At 67.2% G+C, this 15,374-nt stretch carries 16 protein-coding genes; 4 read left to right on the top strand and 12 right to left on the bottom strand.

Features of this window, described 5'->3' with window-relative positions; genetic code table 11:
- The first annotated feature begins 26 nt into the window (after positions 1-26).
- Positions 27-707 carry a response regulator gene (locus ACW18C_RS05440; protein ID WP_492073269.1) on the top strand — a complete coding sequence of 227 codons (681 nt, stop codon included), beginning with the start codon at positions 27-29 and terminating at the stop codon, positions 705-707.
- Positions 704-2,014: a HAMP domain-containing sensor histidine kinase gene (locus ACW18C_RS05435; RefSeq protein WP_492073266.1), complete on the top strand. Its 1,311-nt coding sequence runs from the start codon at positions 704-706 to the stop codon at positions 2,012-2,014. The genes ACW18C_RS05440 and ACW18C_RS05435 overlap by 4 nt, the downstream gene beginning before the upstream one ends.
- Positions 2,015-2,334: 320 nt before the next feature.
- On the opposite strand, the gene guaA is transcribed toward ACW18C_RS05435, so the two are convergent.
- From guaA to guaB, 5 genes are read right to left on the bottom strand one after another with little or no spacing between them, the layout of a single operon-like run.
- Positions 2,335-3,897 (bottom strand): glutamine-hydrolyzing GMP synthase, encoded by a 1,563-nt coding sequence (gene guaA / locus ACW18C_RS05430; protein WP_492073264.1) that lies wholly within the window; start codon positions 3,895-3,897, stop codon positions 2,335-2,337.
- The gene (locus ACW18C_RS05425) at positions 3,894-4,595 is read right to left on the bottom strand and encodes a 5'-methylthioadenosine/S-adenosylhomocysteine nucleosidase (protein WP_492073262.1); all 702 of its coding nucleotides are present in this window, start codon (positions 4,593-4,595) and stop codon (positions 3,894-3,896) included. The genes guaA and ACW18C_RS05425 overlap by 4 nt, the downstream gene beginning before the upstream one ends.
- Complete coding sequence (locus tag ACW18C_RS05420; protein WP_492073261.1) at positions 4,595-5,896, bottom strand: RsmB/NOP family class I SAM-dependent RNA methyltransferase; 1,302 nt, start codon at positions 5,894-5,896, stop codon at positions 4,595-4,597. Before ACW18C_RS05420 ends, ACW18C_RS05425 begins: the two co-directional genes overlap by 1 nt.
- 14 nt (positions 5,897-5,910) lie before the next feature.
- The gene (locus ACW18C_RS05415) at positions 5,911-6,303 is read right to left on the bottom strand and encodes an MAPEG family protein (protein WP_492073260.1); all 393 of its coding nucleotides are present in this window, start codon (positions 6,301-6,303) and stop codon (positions 5,911-5,913) included.
- Positions 6,304-6,307: 4 nt separating this feature from the next.
- Entirely contained in the window at positions 6,308-7,765 is a 1,458-nt protein-coding gene (guaB, locus tag ACW18C_RS05410) for an IMP dehydrogenase (RefSeq protein WP_008259075.1), read from the bottom strand.
- A gap of 127 nt (positions 7,766-7,892) precedes the next feature.
- On the opposite strand from guaB, the gene ACW18C_RS05405 reads away from it, so the two are divergent.
- A complete protein-coding gene (locus ACW18C_RS05405) occupies positions 7,893-8,435 on the top strand; it encodes a DUF2061 domain-containing protein (protein ID WP_492073257.1) in 543 nt (180 codons plus the stop codon).
- 25 nt (positions 8,436-8,460) lie between these two features.
- Here ACW18C_RS05405 and ACW18C_RS05400 read toward each other — a convergent pair whose 3' ends face one another.
- Positions 8,461-9,171: an RlmE family RNA methyltransferase gene (locus tag ACW18C_RS05400; RefSeq protein WP_035305198.1), complete on the bottom strand. Its 711-nt coding sequence runs from the start codon at positions 9,169-9,171 to the stop codon at positions 8,461-8,463.
- Between the two features lie 72 nt (positions 9,172-9,243).
- Between ACW18C_RS05400 and ACW18C_RS05395 the strand changes: the two genes are divergently transcribed.
- Positions 9,244-9,705: a peptidylprolyl isomerase gene (locus tag ACW18C_RS05395; protein ID WP_492073256.1), complete on the top strand. Its 462-nt coding sequence runs from the start codon at positions 9,244-9,246 to the stop codon at positions 9,703-9,705.
- Between the two features lie 57 nt (positions 9,706-9,762).
- Here the strand turns inward: ACW18C_RS05395 and ACW18C_RS05390 are convergent, their stop codons facing one another.
- From ACW18C_RS05390 to ACW18C_RS05365, 6 genes are all read right to left on the bottom strand, one after another.
- On the bottom strand, positions 9,763-10,239 hold the full coding sequence (locus tag ACW18C_RS05390) for a hypothetical protein (protein ID WP_035305199.1): 477 nt from the start codon (positions 10,237-10,239) through the stop codon (positions 9,763-9,765).
- 15 nt (positions 10,240-10,254) lie between these two features.
- Entirely contained in the window at positions 10,255-11,658 is a 1,404-nt protein-coding gene (locus ACW18C_RS05385) for an MBOAT family O-acyltransferase (protein ID WP_492073254.1), read from the bottom strand.
- Entirely contained in the window at positions 11,658-12,914 is a 1,257-nt protein-coding gene (locus ACW18C_RS05380) for a GDSL-type esterase/lipase family protein (RefSeq protein WP_492073252.1), read from the bottom strand. Before ACW18C_RS05380 ends, ACW18C_RS05385 begins: the two co-directional genes overlap by 1 nt.
- Before the next feature lie 2 nt (positions 12,915-12,916).
- Positions 12,917-13,801: an SGNH/GDSL hydrolase family protein gene (locus ACW18C_RS05375; protein WP_492073250.1), complete on the bottom strand. Its 885-nt coding sequence runs from the start codon at positions 13,799-13,801 to the stop codon at positions 12,917-12,919.
- A 91-nt stretch (positions 13,802-13,892) separates the two neighbouring features.
- On the bottom strand, positions 13,893-14,306 hold the full coding sequence (locus tag ACW18C_RS05370) for a DUF2177 family protein (protein WP_008260687.1): 414 nt from the start codon (positions 14,304-14,306) through the stop codon (positions 13,893-13,895).
- A gap of 10 nt (positions 14,307-14,316) precedes the next feature.
- On the bottom strand, positions 14,317-15,342 hold the full coding sequence (locus ACW18C_RS05365; protein WP_492073249.1) for an SAM-dependent methyltransferase: 1,026 nt from the start codon (positions 15,340-15,342) through the stop codon (positions 14,317-14,319).
- Positions 15,343-15,374: the final 32 nt, after the last annotated feature.

Here is a 15,374-nt window from a genome sequence, read left to right as displayed (position 1 = left end):
CGTTCTCCAAGAGGTATGAGCCAGACGTGACCAACCTGCTCCTCATCGACGACGACGCCGAACTGAGTGCGATGCTACGCGAATATCTCGCACAGGAAGGCTTCGTCGTCAGCGTGGCGGGGAATGGCGAGGATGGGGTCCAACTCGCTTTGACGGGACGGTTTGACGTCGTCATACTCGACATCATGCTCCCGCGCTTGAACGGGATCGAGGCGCTGGGCCGCATCCGTCAGTCCAGTCGGGTGCCGGTGCTGATGCTCACGGCACGGGGTGACGATGTTGATCGGGTGATCGGGCTGGAGTTCGGCGCCGACGACTACATAGCCAAACCCTATTATCCGCGCGAACTGGTGGCGCGCTTGCGCGCCGTCCTGCGCCGAACGACGGGATCACAGCCTTCAGGCCCCTTGACCCACGGATCGCTGACACTCGACCCTGGCCGTCGCGATGCGCGCTGGGCTGACCAACGACTGGAGTTGACCGCTGCCGAGTTCAGCCTGCTGGAAGCCCTGTTGAGATCGGGAGAACGGGTCGCCACGAAGGACGACCTCTCTCTTGCGGTGCTCGGGCGTCAGCGCCAGCGCTACGACCGCAGCATTGATGTTCATGTCAGCAACCTGCGTCAGAAACTCAGTGTGGCGAGCGGTGGAATGGCCGAGATCGAAACTGTTCGCGGCGTCGGCTACCGGCTGGCTGTTGTTCCGTGAGGCGGCGGCTATTCTGGAAAATCCTGCTGGGATTCTGGGGCGCCTATCTGCTCCTCACGATAGGGCTCTGGTTCTATTGGGCGCTTCATCCGACCCTGGTTCAACCGGATCTGGACCCGCCCCGTGTGGTTGGCGAGGTTCTTGTCGACACGGCCGAGGCCGCCCTTCGTGCTGGCGGGCCCGACGCGCTGAAGCCGCAAATGGCGAACTGGCCCGCGCGCGAACGTGCCCGCTTCACCGTCGCACCATTGGCCCAAGACAGGTGCGCGCCGTCAGCAGACCCTCGCGCCATTGCGCGAAACGTGGAGGGATACTGCCTGCGCTACGCCACACCGCCCCTTCCGAACATGGATGAAGACTGGTTCAGCACGGCAGGGCCTCCCGAATACTTGATCGCCATCGCTCTGGCCGGCCTCGCGTTCAGCGCCGGTCTGGCCGTCTATCTTTCCCGGCCGATCCATCGTCTGCAGGCCGGATTCGCGCAACTGGCCAAAGGCGACCTCGACACCCGCCTCGGCCACGCGATGGGGCGTCGTCACGACGAGATCGCCGACCTCGCCCGGGATTTCGATTCCATGGCCGAACGCCTTCAGGAGCTCGTCGGCGCGCGCGACCGCCTGCTCCATGACGTCTCGCACGAGTTGCGCTCGCCCCTTGCGCGGATGCGGCTGGCGGCCGACCTTCTGCGTCGAGACCCCGCACGCCTCGATGCCTCCCTCGACCGGATTGACCGGGAAGCCGGCCATCTGGACGCTCTGGTCGGCGAACTTCTGACGCTAGCTCGACTGGAAAGCAACGCCAGCATCGGCGAGGATTATTTCGATCTGCTCGACGTGCTGCGCATGACGATAGAGGATACACGCTTCGAAGCCGATGCGATGGACGTGACGATCACCACCGATCTCCCCCCGGACGGGACCGAAACGGATTGGTTGATCCTTGGAAACGGTCAACTGGTCAATCGCGCCTTCGAGAATATCTTACGCAATGCGCTGCGGTTTTCGTCACCCAGCCAAACGATCACCCTCGCGCTTCTCCGAGAGGGTGCGGACGGCTGCAAGATCGTCATCGAAGACGAGGGCCCCGGCATCGCCGACGGCGAAGCCTCGCGTTTACTCGAACCGTTCGTGCAGGGCGCGCGTCAACCTGGTAAGGGATTCGGCTTGGGACTGGGAATCGCCCGTCGCGCCATCGCCGCCAGCTCCGGATCAATTACCCTCACCAACCGCGGTGACAGAGGGCTAAGGGTCACCGTTTCCTTCCCCCTCGCCTATTCCGCCGACCACCGAAACGCACTTATCTGCTGAGCCGTCTAAGATTTTGTAGCGTAGTGGGCCTAAGACCTTGTAGCGTAGTGGGCGCGTCAGGCGCCTGAAGGTAAGTTCATGGCGTCTATGACCAGTCGCACGTAAGCATCTGACATCTGGTTAGAAGCCTTGCTCGAAAGCGGACGTTGCCAAAGACCGCTTTCAGTTAAAGCCGATATCAAAGCATCACTTCATTCCGACAGAGCCTCGTACATTTACGACCGCAAGGGTACGCGGTGCGCGACCTCTGACTGACAGCTAAAGTACGCCTGTTATCAACGAAACCCACTCGCCAGAGGCCGCCCCCTGCATGCCCGCCCTCATTCCCACTCGATCGTCCCCGGCGGCTTCGACGTCACGTCGTAGACCACGCGGTTCACGCCCCGCACCTCGTTGATGATCCGTGTCGCGGTCTTGGCCAGGACGTCCCAGGGGAACTGGTAGAAGTCGGCGGTCATGCCGTCGGTGGAGGAGACGGCGCGCAGGGCCAGGACTTTTTCATAGGTGCGGGCGTCGCCCATGACGCCGACGGTCTTGACCGGCAGCAGGACGGCGAAGGCCTGCCAGATGCTGTCGTACAGGCCGGCCTTGCGGATTTCGTCCAGATAGATGGCGTCGGCCTGTTGCAGGGTCTCGACGGCTTCGGGCGTGATCTCGCCGGGAATGCGGATGGCCAGGCCCGGTCCGGGGAAGGGGTGGCGGCCCACGAAGGCGTCGGTCAGACCCAGTTCGCGGCCCAGGGCGCGGACCTCGTCCTTGAACAGTTCGCGCAGGGGCTCGACCAGTTTCAGCTTCATATAGTCGGGCAGGCCGCCGACATTGTGGTGGCTCTTGATCACATGGGCCTTGCCGCTGGACGAGGAGACGCTCTCGATCACGTCGGGATAGAGGGTGCCCTGGGCCAGGAATTCGGCCCCCTCGATCTTGGCGGACTCGCGATCGAACACCTCGATGAACAGGCGGCCGATGGTCTTGCGCTTGGTCTCCGGATCCGAGATTCCGGCCAACTCGCCCAGGAAGTCCTGCGAGGCGTCCACGTGGATCAGCGGGATATTGTAGTGCTCACGGAACAGGGTGGTGACCTGTTTCGCCTCGTCCTTCCGGAGCAGGCCGGTGTCCACGAAGACGCAGGTCAGCTGATCGCCGATGGCCTCGTGGATCAGCACGGCCGCGACGGAACTGTCGACGCCGCCGGACAGGCCGCAGATCACCTTGGCGTCGCCGACCTGTTCGCGGATCTGGGCGATCTTCTCGTCGCGATAGGCGGCCATGGTCCAGTCGCCCTTCAGCCCGGCGATGCCGTGGGTGAAGTTCTTCAACATCTGGTGGCCGCGCGGGGTGTGCATCACCTCGGGGTGGAACTGCACGCCGTAGAAGCGGCGGGTCTCGTCGGCGATCACCGCATAGGGCGAACCGGCCGAAGAGGCGACGACGTCGAAGCCCGCGGGGATGGCGACGATCTTGTCGCCGTGGCTCATCCAGACCGTCTCCTCCTCCCCGACCGGGGCCAGGTCGGCCAGCAGGGGCGAGGCTTTCTCGACGGTGATCTCGGCGCGGCCGAACTCGCGGGTGTGGCCGCCCTCGACCTTGCCGCCCAGCTGTTCGCACAGGGTCATCTCGCCGTAGCAGATGCCCAGCACCGGCACCCCGGCCTCGAACACGGCCTGGGGCGCGCGGGGGCTGCCCTCCTCGTGGACGCTCTCGGGTCCGCCCGACAGGATGATGGCCGCTGGGTTCATGGCGGCCAGGGCGGCCTCGGCCTTCTGGAACGGATGGATCTCGCAATAGACGCTGGCCTCGCGCAGGCGGCGCGCGATCAGCTGCGTCACCTGGCTGCCGAAGTCGACGATGAGGACCTTCTGGTGGTCGTGCGGCGTGGTCATGGCGTGATCGAATCCGGGGAGAGTTGCGCGGGGTCTTGGCCTTGTGCGGCCGGGATTTCAAGGACGGCGAGGCCGTCGGCCTCCAGCACGGCGATCAGACGGTCCAAGGCGGCGGCCAGGTTCTCGTCCACGTGATGCAGGGTCGAGGTCCAGTCCTCCAGCGCCTTCAGCTCGGCGCGGCCGTCCGACACGCCGCGCAGGGCGATCAGGGGCACACCGAAGGTCTGGGCCGACCGGACCAGGGCCCAGGTCTCCATGTCGACCATCTCGGCCTCGATGGCGTCATAGGCGGCGCCGGAGACGACATTGGCTCCGGTCGACAGGGTGGCGGTCGGCACGCCGGGGATGGGGCACGGCAGGGCCAGGATCGCAGGCTGGTCCAGCAACGGCGTCACGCCCTTGGCGAAACCCAGGGCGCTGGCGTCCATGTCGCGATAGGCGACCGACGCGGCCTGATAGACGGCGGCGTGGTCCAGCACCCGCGAGCCGCACGACCCCAGCGACACGATCATGTCCGGCAGGTCGCCCGCCGCCTCCAGCCGGGCCAGAGCGGCGGTCAGGGCGACGGCGGCCTCCACCGGACCGACGCCGGTCATCAGGGGCTGGATGCGGGCGCGCAGATGGTCGCCATACTCGGCAGGCGCAGCCATGACGTACAGGACCGAAACCTCGCCGTGCCGAACCAGCCCACCCCCCATCAGGCGGCGCGCTGATAGACGGCGGCGAAGAAGCCGTCGGTGTCTGCGGTCGCCGGCGACAGGCGTAGACGCGCGCCGGACGCCAGTTCGGCGAACTTCACCCGCGCGGCCTCTGTCAGTTGCGGGGCCGACAGAACATCGGCGACGGCGACCGGGCGGAAGTCGGGGTTGGCGGCCTCGAAGGCGTCAGCGCTGGCCTCGTTCTCGCGCGCCAGCATCGAACAGGTGACATAGACCAGACGGCCGCCCGGCTTCACCAGCTTGGTCGCCTGGCTCAGGATACGGACCTGAAGGGCGTGCAGCTTTTCGACCTCCTCCGTCGTCAGACGCCAGGCGTCCTCGGGCCGACGCCGCCAGGTGCCGGATCCCGAACAGGGGGCGTCGACGAAGACCAGATCGGCCTGGCCGTTGACGGCTTCCAGCCCGCCGCCGTTCTGGCCGATCAGCACCAGCTCGGCCTCGACGCCCGCGCGTTGCAGACGGGGGCGGATGTTCTCGAGCCGCTTGTTGACGACGTCGGAGGCGATCAACTTGCCCTGCCCGCCCATCGCCTGGGTCAGACCCAGTGTCTTGCCGCCGCCGCCGGCGCAATAGTCCACCACCGTCGCGCCGGGTTGCGCGCCCGCCAGCCAGCAGACGACCTGGCTGCCCTCGTCCTGGATCTCGAACTTGCCGGCCTTGAAGCCGTCCAGCGCCTGGATATTGGGCGGCGGCTCGGACGGCACGCGCAGGCCCCAGATCGACCAGGGGGTGCGCGAGACCTCCAGACCGGCGGCCCGCAGTTCGGCCTCGACCTCGTCCACCGTCGCCGCCGCGCCATTGACCCGCAGGTCGATAGGCGCGCGCGGCGCCATCAGGGCGTGGGCTTCCTCGGCCCAGCGGTCGCCAAAGGTCGCTTTGAAATCCTCGACCACGAACTCGGGCAGGCCCGCCGCAACCCAGCCGGGCAGTTCACCCGGCGCGGCCGTGATGCGGCTGCGTTCCTGCTTCGACAGGGGCCGGGGGCCATAGCCGTCGCCCGAGTGCAGAGCCTCGATCTCGTCCACCGACAGGCCGTCAATGGCGTGCAGCGATCCGATCACCAGGGCCCGACCGTCTTCGCGCCCGCCCATGATCCACGACAGACGACCGCGCGCGCGCAGGACCTTGTAGACGCGGTCGGCGATGGCGCGCCGGTCCTTGGACCCGGCGTAGCGGTTGGCGGTCCCCCAGGCTTTCAGGACGGTTTCCGCCGGTTGGTTGCCCTGGGCGATGGAGTCCAGGACGGAGGCGGCGGCGGCGAGACGGGCGGCTGGGGTCAATGCGGACTTTCAGATCAAAGGAACAGGGAGGTCAGGACCATGCCCAGTCCCGCGAGCGAGACCAGCCAGACCAGCGACCGGATATAGGGAATACCGAGGGCGTAGAGCGGCACATAGACGACGCGGGCCCAGAAATAGAGGGCCGAGCCCCATACGGTCAGGGCGCTGGACGCCCCGATCACATGGGCGATCAGGACCGCGCCGATGAACAACGGCAGGGTTTCATACAGGTTGGCCTGGGCGCGCTCGAGACGGCCGGTCAGCGGCTTCTTCGCCGCCGGCGTCTCGTCGCGCGGACCCGCATTCCACTTCGAACCGAACTCGACCGTCCGCGCCCCGGCCGGCAGGAAGACCTGCACCAGGGCCAGGATCAGCGTCAGGGCCAGATAGGTCAGTTCGGTCGTCATGGCCTTATCCCTGTCTGTAGTTCGGCGCCTCGCGCGTGATCATCACGTCGTGGACGTGGCTCTCCCGCAGGCCCGCGCCGGTGATGCGCACGAAGCGGGCGCGTTCCTGGAAGTCGGCGATGGTGCCGGCGCCCACATAGCCCATCGAGGCGCGCAGCCCCCCGACCAGTTGGTGCAGAACCGGGGTGATCGGCCCCTTGTACGGCGTCTGGCCCTCGATGCCCTCGGGCACCAGCTTCTCGGACGAGACTTCCTTCTGGAAGTAGCGGTCGGCCGAGCCGCGCGCCATGGCGCCCACCGAACCCATGCCGCGGTACGACTTGTAGGACCGGCCCTGGTACAGGAAGACCTCGCCGGGGCTCTCGTCGGTGCCGGCGAACATCGAGCCCATCATGGCCACGTTCGCGCCGGCTGCGATCGCCTTGGCCAGGTCGCCCGAATATTTAATCCCGCCGTCGGCGATGACCGAGGCGCCCGTGCCCCTGGCGGCCCGCGCTGAGTCCATCACGGCGGTCAGTTGCGGCACGCCCACGCCCGCCACGATCCGGGTGGTGCAGATGGAGCCGGGACCGATGCCGACCTTGACCGCATCCGCGCCGGCGTCGATCAGGGCCCGCGTCGCATCATAGGTGGCGACGTTTCCGGCGATGACCTGCAGACGGTTCGACTCGCGCTTGATCCGCTCGACCACCTGGGCGACCGAGGCCGAGTGGCCGTGGGCGGTGTCGATCACCACCACGTCCACGCCCGCATCGGCCAGGGCCATGGCCCGCTCGTATCCGGCGTCGCCGACGGTCGAGGCCGCCCCGACCAGCAGACGACCCTGGTCGTCCTTGGCCGCATGGGGGAAGGCCTGGGCCTTCTCGATGTCCTTCATGGTGATCAGGCCGACGGCCCGATAGTCTTCGTCCACCACGATGACCCGTTCGATCTTGCGGGTCTTCAGCAGGTCGCGCGCCTCTTCACGGCTCGCGCCCTCGCGCACCGTGATCAGGTCGCCGGTCGTCATCAGCGAGGCGGCCGTCAGGTTCAGGTCGTTCTCGAACCGCATGTCGCGGTGGGTCAGCATGCCGACCAGCTTGCCCGTGGCCGGATCGACCACCGGGAAGCCGGTGATCTTCTTGCGGGCCACGATCTCACGCACTTCGCCCAGGGTCGTCTGCGGGCCGACGGTGACCGGATTGACCACCATGCCGCTTTCATAACGCTTCACGGCGCGGACCTGATCGGCCTGCTCCTCGATGGTCATGTTCCGATGCAGCACGCCCAGGCCGCCGGACTGGGCCATGGCGATGGCCAGGCGGCTTTCCGTCACCGTGTCCATGGCAGACGACAGCAGCGGGATGTTCAGTTTGATGTCGCGTGTCAGCTGGGTCGAGACATCGACCATCGCCGGCATGAACTCGGACGGGCCGGGTTCGAGCAAAACATCGTCGAAGGTCAGTCCTTCGCGTATCTCCATAGGGAGTCTCCGTTTTGCGGGCCGCGTATAACGGTGCGGAGGGGGCCACGGCAAGGGTCTTGCGGCTTATGGGCCCGATAGATTTTATTGGTTTGCAACCGAGGGGGCCAATGACCATTCTTGCAACATGGTCGGCGTCCTCCTCAGCACCGCGCGCAAACTGGCTCTGAAGATCGCCAGCTACGGCGTCATGCACCTTGTGGTGGCCGTTCTGGTGGCCTTCGCCATCACGCGCGACTGGCGTATCGCCCTGGCCGTCGGCATGGTCGAACCCTTCTTCCAGACCATCGCCTATTCGATCCACGACCGGGTCTGGCACCGGGTCGAACGCCGCCGCATGGCCTCCAACATCGAAGAGGCGGCCGAGGCCTTCACCGCCCGGCTCGACATCATGTCGCCGGACGAACAGACCCGCGTCCACGACCACCATGGCCACAGCCACGCCCTGCCCCGCTCGCTGAAACAGGTGGCGGTCAAGACCGTGACCTATGGCGTCATGCATTTCGCTGTCGCCGTGGCCGTGGCCTACGCCCTGACCCAGGACATCCGCACAGCCCTGGCCATCGGCACCATCGAACCCTTGGTCCAGACGGTCTTCTTCACCGTTCACGACCGCATCTGGTCGCGCATCGAACAGCGCCGCGCCGGCCGGCAGCCGGCGACGGCCTGAGCCTCGGCGGCGCCGATTCTGCCGCCTACCGCTTGTTCAGCGCCACCAGAAACACCTCGGCGCTGTCCTTCCGGCTGGAGGCCGGCTTGACGTATTTGACCGTCTCGAACTCCTCGCGCAGCCGCGCCAGAACCCCTCCGGCGTCGCCGCCCTGGAAGTTCTTGGACACGAAATTCCCGCCCGGCCGAAGGGTGCGGATGGCGAAGTCGGCGGCGATCTCGATCAGGGCGATGATCTTCAGGTGGTCGGTCTGGCGGTGGCCGACCGTATTGTGCGCCATATCCGACAGCACCAGGTCCGGCGCCCCGCCGATGGCGTCGATCAGTTGCTGGTCCACGCCCGGATGGGTGAAATCGGCCTGCAACAGGGTCGAACCCGGGATCGGCTCGATCATCAGCAGGTCCACGCCCGCCACCGCGCCGGCTCCGCGATTGACCGCCACCTGGATCCAGCCGCCCGGCGCCGCGCCCAGGTCGATGACCTTCGAGCCACGCTTGATCAGGTGGAATTTGTCGTCGATCTCGATCAGCTTGAAGGCCGCGCGCGAACGCCAGCCCTCGGCCCTCGCCTTCTCGGACCATTTGTCGGCCAGTTGGCGTTTGATCCATTGCTGGCTCGACATCGACTTGGTGTCGGCCGTCTTCATTTTGGTGCCCATGCCGCGCCCGGCGGCGGTGCCGCCCGTGGGCGGTTTGACCATCCGGCGGCGTTCTTGGGGCTTTTCGTCTTCACTCATCGTTCCCACATAGCCCCGACCGGCGTTGCGGGCTATGTCCCGCCTCAAATCAACCCCAAGAGGACGACCGAAATGGCCGACACCCTGACCTTCACCCTGGACACCGGCAACGGCGAAGCCCGCGACGTGGTCATCAAGCTGCGCCCCGATCTGGCCCCCGGCCACGTCGAACGCATCACCGAACTGGCCTCGGAGGGCTTCTACGACGGCGTGGTCTTCCACCGCGTGATCGCCGGCTTCATGGCCCAGGGCGGCGACCCCACCGGCACCGGCACCTCCGGCTCCAAGAAGCCGAACCTGAAGGCCGAGTTCTCGGCCGAGCCGCACGTGCGCGGCGTCTGCTCGATGGCGCGCACCGCCGATCCCAACAGCGCCAACTCGCAATTCTTCATCTGCCTGGACGACGCCACCTTCCTGGACCGCCAGTACACGGTCTGGGGTGAAGTCGAATCCGGCATGGAAAACGTCGACGCCCTGCCCAAGGGCGAGCCGCCCCGCGCGCCGGGCAAGATCGTCAAGGCGACGGTCAACTAAGACTCTCCTCCCTCGAAACCGTATCGGCTCGGCCGATGCGGTTTCGAGGCCTGCGGTCTAGGAGCGGTCCTCGGCCGCGCCGTCGAACTGAACCGCCTGGGCGTCGCGCCAAGCGTCACGCAAGCCGTCCACCGGCAGGTTCGCGCCCAGCAGGGCCAGCTGATCGACCCACACCGTCGCCAGTTTGTCGACTGTGGACTGGCCCCAGCCCGGCGGCTGCTGACGCGCCCAGTTCTGCAAAGACTCCGCATTGAAGATCATCAGGAAGGCGCAGGCCACGAACAGGGTCTGGCTGGTCCATCGCCGCGCCCGCGACGCCTCGCCTTCTTCGTCCAGAGCCGGCGCCGGGGGAAAGGCGAACCGGCCCAGGGCGATCAGGGCGTTCTCGCGCGTCGGCAGGTCATGAGCGTCGGCGGCGCCGATCCAGTCGCTGGACGGATCAGCCGCCACCGGTTCGTCAAGCGGCGGAAACGGCGACACCGGCGGATGCGCCTGTGTCGGGAAGGGATCGATCGGGTCCGTGGGATCGCTCATCGTCGGATCAACGCCTCAGAATTGGAAATAGATGAAGGGCGCCACGCCCTCGGGTCGCATCGCCTCGACCAGCAGGATGGCCGCCCCGATCAGCACCCCGAGCGTAGGCGACGGCGCCGTCTTCAGCCGTTCCGCCAGCCCCTCGACCGCGCGCGGCGGCAGCCAGTGCATCGCCAACCCGCCGACGATCAGAACCAGCACGAAGGGCGTCACCAGGCTGAAACCCTCGAACCGCCCCAGGCCGGCCAGCATCTGCATCGCCAGGTCAAAGGTCTCGGCCCGGAACAGGATCCATCCCAGACAGACGACGTGGAAGGTGATCAGGACCCCCAGCCAGGTCGGAATGACCTTGCGGTCCTTGACCACCGCACGACCGAGGCGCTCGACCACCTGCGCCCCGCCGTGCAGGGCGCCCCAGGCCACGAAGGTCCAGGCCGCCCCGTGCCACAGCCCGCCCAGCAGCATGGTGATCATCACATTGAGGCACGACGACCACAGTCCTTTGCGGCCCCCGCCCAGCGGCACATACAGATAGTCGCGCAGCCAGCTGGACAGGCTGATATGCCACCGCCGCCAGAAGGCCTGCATCGAGGCCGCCCGATACGGCTGGTCGAAGTTGCGCGGGAAGGAATAGCCCAACAGGGCCGCGATCCCGATGGCCATGTCCGAATAGGCCGAGAAGTCGCAATAGATCTGAACCGCATAGGCATAGACCGCCGCCGCAATGTCGACCGCCCCATAGGCCGACGGATCGAAGAAGACCGGGTCCACCAGCCGCGTCGCCAGCTCGGACGCGATCACCGTCTTCTTGAACAGACCCCAGACGATCAGCAGCAACCCATGGGTCGCCATCTCGCGCGTCAGCCTGGGCACACGCGCAAACTGCGGCAACAGGTCCGACGCCCGCACGATGGGCCCCGCCACCAGGTGCGGGAAGAAGCTCATCAGCAGCATGACGTCCAGCAGGCTCTCGGCCGGCGCCGTCTTGCCGCGATAGACGTCGACGACATAGCTGATGCCCTGGAAGGTGAAGAAGCTGATCCCGACCGGCAGCACTACCTGCAACAGCGGCAGGTCCCGCTCCCAACCGAATTGCGCCAGCAGATCAATGGCCTGCTCGACGAAAAAGCCGTAATACTTGAAGAAGCCCAGGATGGTCAGATTGGCCGCCACGCCCAGGCCGACCCACAGTTTGCGCCGCCCCGCCCGGTCGCTGCGCACGATCAGCGCCGCCACGCCCCAGTTCAGCACGGCCGAGGCGATCAGCAGGCCGACGAACCGCCAGTCCCACTGGGCGTAGAAGAACCAGCTGGCCAGCAGCAGGAACAGTTTGCGCCGCCCGTTCTCCCGATCCAGGCTCCAACTGACCAGATAGACGAACAGGAAGAAGACCGCGAAGGCCAGGGTCGGAAACAGCATCAGTCCGCCCCCCCCTTCGCCGCCGTCCAGCGGTCATAGGCCCGCATCAAGTCTTCGCTCAGCACCCCGCCGATCCACTCCGCCCCGAGGGAGGTGAAATGCACCCGGTCGGGCCGCATATAGGGTTCGGGCAGGGTCGCCAGCCGCTCCGCCGAACACTCGCCCCCCATACGTCCATACCAGTCCCAGAAGGCGACGCCCGTCTCGCCCGCGACCCGACGCTGCACATCCCGGACCACCGCCAGCGACGCCGGGGCCGCGCGTGATCCGTCCGCCCCGCATCCGCCCGCCATGCCTGACTTGAGCCCCTCCGGCGCGCCCAGGATCAGCAGCGACGCTCCCGGCGCCAGCCGCCGCAGCCGCTCGATCTGGCCCCGCAGCAGGCCAGCGTAGGCCTCGGACTCCACCCCTTCAAATCCATCATTGACGCCAAAGGCCAGAATGATCAGCGACGGCCGCCACGCCTCCAGCTCCGCCGCGACCACGGCCTGATCCCGCGCCGCCAGATCCCGCAACGTCGCCCCGACCACGCCCAGGCTGGACACGACCACACCCGGCCCGTTCCGCTCGATCCAGACATCGTGCACGGTCACGGCCCCCGTCGGGCTCAGCCTGACGGAAGTGGTCGCAGCGCCCAGCCGCAGGCTCCGACACAGGGGCGCCGCCTCGGTCGCGCGGAAGTCCGCCTCGACCGTCTCTTCCGGCCTCGTCGCCGTGATCCGTCCCGCCTGCGGCCCGCTGTCGCCGCACAGCCCCACGATGTCGAAGGCCGCGCCCGGCTCGGCGGTCAGGCTCAGCACCGCCCCCTCGCCCGTCTCCGACCGCGCCCCGCTCAACCCCGCCCTCAGGGTCGCCGCCCCGTCCGGCCCGATCAGGGGCGCGACCGATATGGGCCAGTCGCGCGCCGTCACCTCGACCTGCATCGGCCCATAGCCGGCATAGGGAACCCCTGGCGGCAACACCCCGCGCCCACCCGCCCCGAACCGGGCTTGCAACCGTGCGCGCAGAGCGCCCGTGATCCGATCCCCGGCCGTGTGACTGTCGCCGATCTGGAGAATATGGACCGGCCGCTCGCCCTGGCCGATCTCCGCCGTCCGCAAGGCCTCGAACACCCCCTCCAGCGCCTCGACCCCGCAAATCCCATCGGCACAGACCGACACCCCCGGCCCCGGCGCGGGCATGGGTGCATAGGGGACCTCGGTCCCGCTCTGCATCCCCAGCATCAGCACCGCCGCCCCCACGGCCCCCAAGCTCATGGTCAGCCGGTCGTCTGCGGCCGGGCCGCCGCCGCATCCAGGCCCGCGTCGCGCTTCAGCCGCTCCGCCACCGGCGCGCCCAGGCGGCGATAGCCGGCCATGGTCATGTGGATCCCGTCATTGGCCCGCATCAGCTGCGGCCGCCCGCTCGCGCCGGGCAGATAGGCCGCGTATTCGCCCGCCGCATCGGCGGTGACGCCGGTCGTCTCGATCAGGGGCACGCCCAGGGCCGTCATCCGTTCACGCACCACGGCGTTGATCAGCGCCATCTTGGCGTCGAACCCGGCCCGCTTCATCTTCGGCAGACCGACCCAGTAGACGGCCACGTCCCTGGACCGCAGCAGGCCGACCAGATCGTCGATCCGCTTCCCATAGGCCGCCTTCCAGCCCGGGGTGCCGAAATCATGGATCACCCCGTCCAGGCTGATGCCCTGGGCGTCATTGGTCCCGAACATCACCACCGCCGCATCGACCGGCGTCTCGCTCAACTGCCGCGCCGTCTTGGCCTGGATGTCCACATAGTCGTAGCGCGACAGGCCGGTGGAGACCGCGCTGAACTGGGTCACAGTGACCCCCTTCTCGCCATGCAGATCACGGTACAGGGCGGCCCAGAGGCCGTCCGCCATCGAATCGCCGAACACGCCGATCCTCAGTTCGCCCTGCGCGAGCCGCGCCTTCAACGGCGTCACTGCGGCCTTCGCGACTGGCGCCGGCGCCGGGCTCTCGACCGGACTGGCGACCGCCGGCGGACTGGCCGAGGCGTTGGCGGTTCCGCCCAGCATCAGGGTCGGATGGCGCAGCCAACCGCGCCCGTCCGGCGTCAGCATCAGGCCGATCACGACCCCGACGACCAGGGCCGCCGTCAATCCGTTGATGCCTGCGCGCAAGACCGCCCCCGTCGAAAACAGGGTTAGCTATAGCTTAACGACCCCGCCCTGCGCCATGCCGGTCCCGTGTCAGGCGAAACTGACAGCGACCTCAGCCGAACCGCCCCTCGGCCCAGCGCGCGGCGAAATAGCCGCCGGTCGCCGAGATCGTGGTCAGAACCGTCCCCCAGATCAGGTCGATCACCGTCAGCTTGGTCTGCCAGATCTCCAGCGTCGCCTGATTGGTCAGGTCATAGGTGGCGTAGGCGACGAAGCCCAGCGCCGCCCCGTTGATCGCCGCCCGCGTCCAGCTTCCGTCCTTCAGGGCCGGGGCGATGGCCAGGAAGACCGTCCCGGCGATGGAGATCAGATAGAACAGCACCGCCGCCCTCATGTCCGGCTTATCGGCCAGGATCGGCCCCAGCACCGGCTTGTAGAACCGGTCGGTCATGGTGGTCAGCCAGACGGCGTCGATCACCGCAAAGGTGATCCCGGCGCCCAGATAGGCGAAGACATATTTGATCACGACAAACTCCTCAGGCGGGTTTCAGGCGATAGTGGCTGACCGCCCAGGTGCGGCCCCCGTCGTTGCCGAACAGACCGGCGGTCGCCAGGTAGAAACGCCGCCAGCGCCGGGTCCACAGCTTGGCGTCGTCGCCATAGGTCTCGCGCATCAGCACGGCGATCCGCGCGGCGTTGCGGTCCATATTGGCCAGCCAGTCGTTGGCGGTGCGGGCGTAATGTCCGCCGTTCCAGGTCCACTCCTGCTCGACCGCGAACAGGTCGGGGAACTGCCGGATCAGCCCGTGGCTGGGCATGATCCCGCCGGTGAAGAAATGCTGGGCGATGAAGTCGCCGCTGTCGGTGTGGTCGAACCGATAGGGGGCGTCGCGGTGGGTGAAGACATGGATGAACATCCGCCCCTCCGGCTTCAGCCAGGACCGGGCCTTGGTCAGCAGGGCCCGCCAGTTGGCCATATGCTCGAACATCTCGACCGAGACGATCCGGTCGAACCTCTGGTCGGTGTCGAACAGGTTCATATCCTGGGTCACGACCGTCAGATTGCTCAGCCCCCGCGCCCGGGCCTGGGCCTCGATATGGCCCCTCTGGCCGTGGCTGTTCGACACCGCCGTGATCCGCGCCCGGGGATAGGTCTCGGCCATCCACAGCGACAGCGAACCCCAGCCGCAGCCCATCTCCAGAATGGTCTGGCCGTCCTGCAAATCGGCGTGGGCGCAGGTCTCCAGCAGGGCCGCGACCTCGGCCTGGTCCAGCGTCTCCGTCCCCGTCGGGTACAGGCAGCACGAATATTTCAGCCGCTCGCCCAGGCACAGGCGGAAGAACTCGGGCGGCAGTTCGTAATGCTGCCGGTTCGCTGCATCCGCATGTTCGGCGATGACCCGCTCGGCCATTTCGCGCGCGAACGCCGCCTCGTCATGCGGCCCGTCGCGATCCAGGCGCCGACGCGCCTCCGTGACCAGACTGTCGATCGCCGGGCGGGTGACGAAGTCCGGAAAGGGCGCGTCCTGCAGCTGGCGAATGGCGACATTGGTCAGGTTCATTCAGGCGCTCCCGTCAGATCACGAGGGATACG

Source organism: Brevundimonas sp. FV1ye7S, assembly GCF_058680995.1.
This window is presented reverse-complemented; position numbering and strand designations above follow the sequence as displayed.

Coding starts and splice junctions, on each gene's coding strand:
- guaA (WP_492073264.1), bottom strand. CDS start 3,897: ATGACCACGCCGCACGACCACCAGAAGGTCCTCATCGTCGACTTCGGC.
- ACW18C_RS05425 (WP_492073262.1), bottom strand. CDS start 4,595: ATGGGGGGTGGGCTGGTTCGGCACGGCGAGGTTTCGGTCCTGTACGTC.
- ACW18C_RS05415 (WP_492073260.1), bottom strand. CDS start 6,303: ATGACGACCGAACTGACCTATCTGGCCCTGACGCTGATCCTGGCCCTG.
- guaB (WP_008259075.1), bottom strand. CDS start 7,765: ATGGAGATACGCGAAGGACTGACCTTCGACGATGTTTTGCTCGAACCC.
- ACW18C_RS05405 (WP_492073257.1), top strand. CDS start 7,893: ATGGTCGGCGTCCTCCTCAGCACCGCGCGCAAACTGGCTCTGAAGATC.
- ACW18C_RS05400 (WP_035305198.1), bottom strand. CDS start 9,171: ATGAGTGAAGACGAAAAGCCCCAAGAACGCCGCCGGATGGTCAAACCG.
- ACW18C_RS05395 (WP_492073256.1), top strand. CDS start 9,244: ATGGCCGACACCCTGACCTTCACCCTGGACACCGGCAACGGCGAAGCC.
- ACW18C_RS05390 (WP_035305199.1), bottom strand. CDS start 10,239: ATGAGCGATCCCACGGACCCGATCGATCCCTTCCCGACACAGGCGCAT.
- ACW18C_RS05385 (WP_492073254.1), bottom strand. CDS start 11,658: ATGCTGTTTCCGACCCTGGCCTTCGCGGTCTTCTTCCTGTTCGTCTAT.
- ACW18C_RS05380 (WP_492073252.1), bottom strand. CDS start 12,914: ATGAGCTTGGGGGCCGTGGGGGCGGCGGTGCTGATGCTGGGGATGCAG.
- ACW18C_RS05365 (WP_492073249.1), bottom strand. CDS start 15,342: ATGAACCTGACCAATGTCGCCATTCGCCAGCTGCAGGACGCGCCCTTT.